The 1,661-nt window shown below is 61.7% G+C and carries 1 protein-coding gene; it reads left to right on the plus strand.

Translation table 11 applies throughout. The features are described from left to right. Positions 1–1,641 (plus strand): hypothetical protein (locus tag HMPREF9440_RS07475; RefSeq protein ID WP_008542975.1); only part of this gene is annotated, 1,641 nt, incomplete at its 5' end. Positions 1,642–1,661 lie beyond the last annotated feature (20 nt).

Genomic DNA, 1,661 nt, shown 5'->3' on the forward strand with positions numbered 1-1,661 from the left:
AACGGTACGTCGGCCATTGAAGTGAAGAAGACCGGTACGGACAACAACACGATCAACCTCGAAGCCGGTTCGCGCGTTCTGGGGCTCGTGCACGTTGATGCGGCCGCGACCAACACGACCCTCAACCTGAAGGGCATGCAGGGAAGCCTGCTTCTGAAGGTGGAAGCAGGCAGTCAGAACGAAGGCGACCACTTCACCCTCAACGTGAAGGACGGTGCGGACGTCACGCTCGAAGACGGCCAGAAGTCGACGATCGACGTGGCGAACATCACGAACGGGACGCTGACGGCTTCGCTGAAGAACCCGGACGACAACACGATCCTCGAGCTCAGCTTGGAAGAGCAGGGTACGTTCAACCTTAAGGAGAAGAACTCCACCCTGATCGACGGCGTGATCATCGCCCACAATGCGACCTGGAATCTCAACGGTGGCCGTCTCGCGGTCGCGGGCCAGACCTGGACCGGGAATTTCCGCGTCGGGACGAATCCCTCGAAGAGTGAGAACAAGGGCACGGGCACGCTCAACGTCAGTGCCGGGGGCTACACGTTCGCCGACATGAGCGTTCGCAACACCGGTACGGTCAAAGTCGCCGGGGGCGAACTCACGGTGTACGCGCTCGACATCTCCAAGTCGGGCACGGTGACGGTTGGTACCGACGCACAGACCAACGCGGTGAGCGGCACTCTGCGCGTCAACGGCGCGCTCACGATCGCGAGCGCCGGCACGAGCGGCCGTCTGACGCTCAACAACGGCACTTTCGAAACCGTCGCTTCGAACGTCTACAAGGCGGCCACCGAGGGTGAAGATCCGTTTGTACTGACGGACGCTTGGGGCAAGGTTGCCTTCGGCCAGAATGCCGACGTTGACCTGGTGCTCAACGACGTCGGCGAGTACGACCTCGCCGCATACCAGGCGGTTCAGAACCTTTTGGGCGACAACAAGTCCAAGGTGAACCTCGTTCTGAACGGGACGATCAAGCCCGCCGAAAACGCCACGATCGGTCAGATGGTCGGCAATGCTGCCGCGAACAACACGATCTCGGTCGGCGAAACGAAAGAAGGTACGGTCACCGCAACCCTCACGGGTGACGTGGGTGTCGGCGCGCTCGGCGTGGACGCCGGGACGACTACCGTGAAATTCACGGACATCAACACCCTCTCGCTCGCGGGGCAGAACGGCACGGTCCTCTCGCAGAACGTCGAAACGCTTGAGGTGGCGGGTACGCTTGCCCTCGGGATCCTGTCGACGGACACCGCCACGGTCAACGCCGAGACCGTCAAGGCCGGGACGCTTGAAGTCAACGGTGACTTTGCTGCGCAGGCCGTCCAGGTGACCTCCAGCCTTGACGTGGCGGAAGAGGCCCAATTCGTCGCGGACACGATCACGCTCGGCGCGAACGCCGGCGGCGAGATCCACGGCTACCTCGAAGCCGATACGGTGGCGCGGGAAGTCTCCTCTGGGGCGTCGTTTAAGGTTAAGTCGTTGCTTTCGGAGACCGCCTTCGACGTCTACGGAACGACTTCGTTCAACAAGAACGGCGTTGCGATGACTTACAAGAGCGGCTCCTACTACCAGCTCAAGAGCGGCGCGAACGGTGAAGCTCCGGTAGTGAGCGCTGCCCAAACCATCGAGGTGGGATGAGGGTACGTATTTCGGACCTG

The sequence above is a fragment of the Sutterella parvirubra YIT 11816 genome (genome assembly GCF_000250875.1).
GTDB classification, from domain to species: Bacteria; Pseudomonadota; Gammaproteobacteria; order Burkholderiales; family Burkholderiaceae_F; genus Sutterella; species Sutterella parvirubra.